We start from the raw sequence: 6,639 nt of genomic DNA on the forward strand, positions 1-6,639 counted from the left end.
TATTTAAAAAATGGCGGAGCGGACGGGATTCGAACCCGCGACGTCCTGCGTGACAGGCAGGCACTCTAACCAGCTGAGCTACCGCTCCATTTTTTTTTGGTGGGCGCTACAAGACTTGAACTTGTGACCCTCGCCTTGTAAGGGCGATGCTCTACCAACTGAGCTAAGCGCCCAAAAAGCAGGTATTATACTTAATTAATTAAATTCAATTGACTAATTATTGGTAATATTTTTTCTTGCCAAATACGCGGGGTAATTTCGCCAATACGCTTAAAACGAATCACGCCTTTTTTATCAACAACAAAAGTCTCTGGTGTGGCGTATACGCCTAACTCTAAGCCTAATTTTCCCTGTTCATCGAATACAATAAAATCATAAGGATCGCCGAGTATGCGTAAAAAACGCTTACCTTCTTTCTTGGTATCTTTGTAATTAATACCGACCATTTGCACAAGATTTTCTTTGGCAATGGTATTCAACATTCTATGCTCAGCACGGCAGGTTACACACCAAGATGCCCACACATTGACCAGCGATACTTTATTTTCTAATCGTGTTTGTAATTGGTATTTTTCACCTGTTTGAAAGTCTTCAACTTCAAGGTTTGGGAAGGTTTTTCCGATTAAAGGCGAGGGCAATTTTTTAGTATCACGCCCTAAGCCATCATACAAAAACCAAGCCAATACAGTAAATAAAATTAAGGGGAAAAACTTCTTCATTATTTTTCTTTGGCTTTTTCTAGAGCATCCGCCACTTCTGGTGGCATATAGTTTTCGTCATGTTTTGCCAGCACCTCTGTTGCTACAAATATACCGTCTACCAAAGAACCTGTGGTAATAATACCCTGCCCTTCTCTAAACAAATCTGGCAAGATACCCGTGTATTGAATGGTAAATTTGTTTTTATTATCGGTAACCTCAAAAGTTGATTTTAAATCCTCGCGTTTAAAACTGCCTACCGTAACCAAACCACCCAAACGGAAACTCCTACCAACAGGTGCTTTACCCTGTGCCACTTCAGTTGGCGAATAAAAATAATTACTATTAGTACCAAGTGCCTGAAATAACAGTGTTACTGCCAGTATTGCGCCTGCGATAAGCAGCCCTACAAATACCATTCTGTTTTGTCTTTTAGTCATTATTTTCCTCGTGCATACTTAATGCGTAGTTGTGTCATAGCGCGTTTATGCGCTGACTTAGTGCCAATAAATAAAATTGCCACAGTGGCAAAAGTTAGTAAATACGACGCCCAAATATAGCTTGTGTATTTATCAAATAACAAAAATTCCATTATTTCTCACTCCCAGTAATCAGCATCCTCACCCAACGAGAATTTTGCTCTCTCACTAGCACCTCGTCTCTAGAGCGCATCAGCACTAAAGCCCCGTATAAAAACTTAAAAGCAAAACTGATAAGCATCAGCGCAATAAACATATCAATTTGCATCGACACTTTGCTAACGCTAACAGATGAGCCTTGGTGCAGGCTATTCCACCACTCGACAGAATAATAAATAATCGGGATATTGACCAAGCCCACAATCGCCAAAATGGCAGAAGCTTTATTCGCCGTTTTTGGATTATCAAAGGCATTATTCAATGACATATAAGCCAAATACAAGAACAATAGAATAAGCTCTGATGTTAGCCGTGCATCCCACGCCCACCAAGTTCCCCACATAGGTTTACCCCAAATACTGCCTGTTATCAACGCCAAAAAAGTAAAGGCTGCACCAATCGGTGCGGAGACTTTTGCCACCACAAAAGCAAGTTTAATTTGCCAAATAAGACCAATACCGCCAGCAACCGCCATCACCACATAAACAAATAAACTCATCCAAGCGGCTGGCACATGTACAAACATAATACGCACACTATCGCCCTGCTGATAATCAGCAGGCGAAACCACCAAGCCCCAATACAGCCCTGCTAACGACAGCAAAATAAACGGAACCATTAACCAAGGGATGATTTTCTCACTACTTTGGTAAAAATTTTGTGGTGAAGCAAACGCCTGAATCCATTTCCACATAATCGACTATCGGTTTGATAAAAATTAAATTATTTTAACGCTTTTTGTGCCACATTGTTGCGTAAATAAGTCGGTAACGCTAATTCAGCGTCAAATACAGGCTTTTGACTTAGATACAAATCAATCAAATTTTCAGACTTAGGGTAAAAATCTGAAACAAATTTATCAACGCCCGTTCGTTTAATAAGTTCATCACCATACGCCCCCCAGCCCGTGCCCACACCGATAAAATCATTGCTTAACACATCCACTTCGTTAGGCTTCTCTAGGCGTTCGCTTGTCAGTACGCCGCCTTCATATACGCCCCAATACACCTCAGCCATTCGCGCATCAAGTGCTACCGCAATCTTATTGCTTTGGTATTTTTTAGCCGCACCAGCGCCCACCACTTCAAGTGTAGAAAAACCCACAGTGGGAATATCAAACGCCAACGACATCCCTTGTACCACGCTAACACACATCCGCACACCTGTAAATGCGCCAGGGCCTTTGGTGTAAATAATAGCATCTAAATCTGCCACGCAAATACTCGCCTCAGCAAACACCTTATCGCACAACGGCAAAATTAAGCCAGAACTTTTTGCCACTCCCTGCACAAAATGAGAGTTGGTTTTTCCTTGAGAATAAAGACTTACAGAGCACACCTCGGTGCAAGTATCGATGGCAAGTATGTTTTGTTTCATTGGGTTATTTTATAATATTTTTATGTTTATAATACAAGCGTAATATCAAATTTCTGCGTTTTTTCAATCGACTTGGGTGTTTAAACAAATGATAATAACTCGGACCCTTGACCAAAGCCACCAGCGATGCCAACTCTTGCAAAGACAATGCATTAATATCCTTGTTGAAATAAAACTGTGCCGCGCGTTCAAACCCATACACCACATAATTACCCCTTTGCCCTAAATACACGCTGTTCATATAACGATTGAGAATCACATTTTTATCAAATGAATATTCTAATAACAACGCCATCAGCGCTTCTTTAAGTTTACGATCCAAGGTTTGCTTGCGTGTCAACAATGAATTTTTGATCAACTGCTGCGTTAGCGTACTAGCACCTCGCATTGGCTTATCGTAAAATAAATAATCACGCAAAACTCTAGCAATCTCTCTAAAATCTACGCCAGAATGCTGAAAAAACGACTGGTCTTCTACCACCAACAACATATTGACCAACACCTTAGGATATTGCTCTAACGACAAGGTGGAATTTGTTGTTTCAAGTGGTTTTGAAAACTCATCCTTAACTAGCGTATGTAGTTGATTCAAATACACAGCAAAAAGAACAACGCCAAGTAATATTAAGCGTTTTAGCCATTTTGCAACGCTAGATTTCACAGTTTACCCCGTTGCGCTAGACTTTCAAAGCGCCCACCATCGCCAATAATAATATGGTCTAGCACCCGCACATCAATCAGTGCCAATGCATCTTTAATTTTTTGCGTAATATTAATATCAGATTGCGATGGTGTGGGGTCGCCCGATGGATGATTGTGCGCCAAAACCACAGCTGATGCGTTTTGCTCCAACACGATCTTAACCACCTCTCGTATATGTACGCTGGTTTGATTTAGCGTGCCAGTAAATAAATTCACCAATTCAATCAACCGATGTTTTTGATCTAATAACATAACCACAAAATTTTCCCGACTTGAATTACCAATATGCAAATGCAAATACTTGGCAATTTGCTCTGGATTGGCAAATGCATCACCCTTGCTCAAGCTCGATTCAAAATGTCGCTTGGCCATCTCCAGCACACCTTGAAGGTGTGCATACTTCGCCTGCCCCAAGCCTTTCCCTTGGCAAAATTCACCCTCTTTTGCATTCAGCAAATTATGCAAAGAACCAAACTGAGTCAACAAGTCTTGCGCCAAATCAACCGCACTCTTACCTTTTATTCCTGTGCGCAAAAATATTGCCAACAACTCTGCATCACTCAAACTCTGTGCGCCGAATTTAAGCAGTTTTTCTCTGGGTCTATCATTCTCGTGCCAATCGGTTATTGCCATAATTTAATTTTGTAAAATTTCTGTCTAATTATGAAGGAAAATTTACGCAGCTTTTGGTTGGTATAAATATTTTTGAAATTCAACAAACAGCCTGACAATATTTTTCGCATCGCCTAATATCATTTTGGCATCCTCTAATGACTGATATTTGTTCATTAACAAAAGGGATAATTTTTCTTGGTCAAGCTCTTCAACACCTGTCTTAATATATTTATCCAATACAAATTCTATAAATTCTTGTTGCCTCTCATTTAAAGACATCAGCATATCAGTTTTTGCCCTTTTGACTCGCTCTTCTCTGGTAATTGGCGTTACATTGCCATTAAAAATATAACCTAAAACATCGTATAAATCACTTTTCTCAGCGTTTATCAATTTTTTTAGCGTATTTAATTCATCGCCGCCAAACCCTGCTTCACTTAATTTTTCAAGTAGTGTTTTCCTAGTTTTAGGATTACTCCATAAAATCTGCAACTCCTCTTCGTCTTTAAAAAAATTGGGTAATTCTTCAAACAAATTGCGTAAAAATTCCTCGGTTGAAATTGGCTTGCCGCTTGCGTCCCAAAAAGAAGTTGCAATCATATGTTGTATTTCTCGCTCCTTGCCATCGCTCAGTTTAATTTTAATTTTTTGAGGCTTTTCATCTTGCGCTTCTTTAATACAAACACAAGGACTACGCCCACATTTATGGCAATCTTTTACCTCTTTTGAATTTTGTGGCTCAGGTTCTATAGATTCACCGTCCCATTCTGGGTCAAAAAACTGCTGATAAGCCTCAACAAAATCGTAAATGGTAAAAAATTCTTTACCCTCAAACAGTCGTGTGCCTCGTCCAATAATTTGCTTAAACTCAATCAATTGATTAATAGGCCGCATCAAAACAATATTGCGAATATTACGGGCATCCACTCCCGTTGAAAGTTTTTGTGAAGTCGTAAGAATGGTAGGAATGGTTTTCTCATTGTCTTGAAATTGGCTTAAAAAATTATCACCAATTGCCCCATCGTTTGCAGTAACTCGTGCACAATAATCAACATTTGTAGAATCGCTCACTTGATTAATTAAATCTCTAACCAGCCCTGCATGTTTTTGCGTAGCACAAAAAACAATGGTTTTTTCATTTTGATTGATTTGTTGCATAAAAATCTTAACGCGTTTACTCTCTCTTTCGCTAATCTCAATTTTTTTATTAAAATCCCTCTCTTCGTAATTCTTTCCATACTCAATTTCACCCTCAAGAACCTTATCTTCACTGGTGTAAATATAGTCATCCATCGTGGTGTGAATGCGTTTAACTTTAAAAGGTGTCAAAAAGCCATCATTAATCCCCTCTTTTAAAGAATAAACATAAACAGGATCGCCAAAATATTGATAAGTATCAATATTCTTGTTTCGTTTTGGTGTTGCTGTTAAACCCAATTGCACCGCAGGGGAAAAATATTCCAAAATCCCTCGCCAACTGCTTTCATCATTTGCCCCGCCTCTATGGCACTCATCAATAATAATTAAATCAAAAAAGTCTTTTGGATACTTGTTGTAATAAGCAGTTTGTTTATCATAATCCTGTCCATCGTCTTTTTCAATTTCTGTCTCTTCTGCGGTATTGTCGTTGGCAGTTAGGGATTGAAAAATAGTAAAAAACAAACTGCCGTTGGTTGGCACTTTGCCTGTTTTTTTAATCTCTTTTGGGGTAATTCGCACCATTGCATCCTCAGCAAAAGCAGAAAAACTATTAAACGCCTGATTAGCCAGTATATTTCTATCTGCCAAAAATAAAATGCGAGGCTGTCTTTTACCATCACGACTTAAAGTCCATCGACTGTAAAATAATTTCCAAGCAATCTGAAAGGCAATCGCCGTTTTACCCGTACCTGTAGCGAGGGTTAATAAAAGTCGGCGTTTATTTTGTGCAATAGCCTCTAAGGCATTCTTTATCGCAATTTCTTGATAATATCTTAATTGCCACGAACCTGATTTATCCTCAAACGGTATCAATGCAAATTTTTCTCGCCACTGGTTTAGGTCGCCATAAACCTCATCCCAAAGCTCATCAGGCGTTAAAAAATTATCAACTGTTTTTTCTTGCCCAGTTTTAAGGCAAATTTGATAAATGCTTTTACCATTGCTTGAATAAGTGTAATCCAGCCCTAATTTTTGAGCATAAAGTTTGGCTTGTGCCACGCCCTCGCCCACTTCTAGTTCATTATTTTTTGCCTCAACAACTGCTAATTTAATACCCTTATAAACCAAAATATAATCAGCAATCAATGGCTTTGCCCTGCCACCACCGACTTGTATTTTGCCATCAGTAATCTTACAGACATCCCGCTCACGCAAAATTTTCGACCCCTCAATCACACCCCAGCCACAAGCGGTAAGTTGTGGGTCAATTAATTCGGCTCTTGTTTCTGCTTCGTTCATAATGCTTATTCTAGCCTTGTTTTGTTATCATCAGCCAAATATTTTTGTTTTGAAATCACGCTTCTACCTAACTCTTTTTCAGTTTCCTTACGAGCATTTCCCGCAACTCCGCCCCCTCTTTTTGCTACATTTTTATTTTTGGCAAAGGTATTAGGCCTTTCTTCTTTTGA

At 39.2% G+C, this 6,639-nt stretch carries 8 protein-coding genes and 2 tRNA genes; all 10 read right to left on the reverse strand.

Annotated features, from left to right (window positions below):
* Positions 1-11: 11 nt before the first annotated feature.
* The 10 genes from CRYPD_RS02690 to hsdR all read right to left on the reverse strand — a co-directional run bounded on the left by CRYPD_RS02690 (position 12) and on the right by hsdR (position 6,469).
* Positions 12-88: transfer RNA gene (locus tag CRYPD_RS02690), tRNA-Asp, on the reverse strand.
* Between the two features lie 9 nt (positions 89-97).
* Positions 98-173: transfer RNA gene (locus CRYPD_RS02695), tRNA-Val, on the reverse strand.
* An 18-nt stretch (positions 174-191) separates the two neighbouring features.
* Entirely contained in the window at positions 192-719 is a 528-nt protein-coding gene (locus CRYPD_RS02700; RefSeq protein WP_138146036.1) for a DsbE family thiol:disulfide interchange protein, read from the reverse strand.
* A complete protein-coding gene (ccmE, locus tag CRYPD_RS02705; protein ID WP_138146037.1) occupies positions 719-1,141 on the reverse strand; it encodes a cytochrome c maturation protein CcmE in 423 nt (140 codons plus the stop codon). The genes CRYPD_RS02700 and ccmE overlap by 1 nt, the downstream gene beginning before the upstream one ends.
* Positions 1,138-1,290, reverse strand: coding sequence for a heme exporter protein CcmD (ccmD, locus tag CRYPD_RS02710; RefSeq protein ID WP_138146038.1), 153 nt, complete (start codon positions 1,288-1,290; stop codon positions 1,138-1,140). Before ccmD ends, ccmE begins: the two co-directional genes overlap by 4 nt.
* Positions 1,290-2,030, reverse strand: coding sequence for a heme ABC transporter permease (locus CRYPD_RS02715; RefSeq protein WP_138146039.1), 741 nt, complete (start codon positions 2,028-2,030; stop codon positions 1,290-1,292). The genes ccmD and CRYPD_RS02715 overlap by 1 nt, the downstream gene beginning before the upstream one ends.
* 29 nt (positions 2,031-2,059) lie before the next feature.
* Positions 2,060-2,713: a tRNA (adenosine(37)-N6)-threonylcarbamoyltransferase complex dimerization subunit type 1 TsaB gene (tsaB, locus tag CRYPD_RS02720; protein ID WP_138146040.1), complete on the reverse strand. Its 654-nt coding sequence runs from the start codon at positions 2,711-2,713 to the stop codon at positions 2,060-2,062.
* Between the two features lie 4 nt (positions 2,714-2,717).
* Positions 2,718-3,374, reverse strand: a complete 657-nt coding sequence (locus CRYPD_RS02725; RefSeq protein ID WP_244610239.1) for a biosynthetic peptidoglycan transglycosylase — start codon at positions 3,372-3,374, stop codon at positions 2,718-2,720.
* Positions 3,371-4,048 carry a RadC family protein gene (gene radC / locus CRYPD_RS02730; RefSeq protein ID WP_138146041.1) on the reverse strand — a complete coding sequence of 226 codons (678 nt, stop codon included), beginning with the start codon at positions 4,046-4,048 and terminating at the stop codon, positions 3,371-3,373. The genes CRYPD_RS02725 and radC overlap by 4 nt, the downstream gene beginning before the upstream one ends.
* A 42-nt stretch (positions 4,049-4,090) precedes the next feature.
* On the reverse strand, positions 4,091-6,469 hold the full coding sequence (gene hsdR, locus CRYPD_RS02735) for an EcoAI/FtnUII family type I restriction enzme subunit R (protein WP_138146042.1): 2,379 nt from the start codon (positions 6,467-6,469) through the stop codon (positions 4,091-4,093).
* Positions 6,470-6,639: the final 170 nt, after the last annotated feature.

Origin of the sequence: Bathymodiolus heckerae thiotrophic gill symbiont, assembly GCF_900180345.1 — a bacterium.
In the GTDB taxonomy this organism is placed as follows: Bacteria; Pseudomonadota; Gammaproteobacteria; order PS1; family Pseudothioglobaceae; genus Thiodubiliella.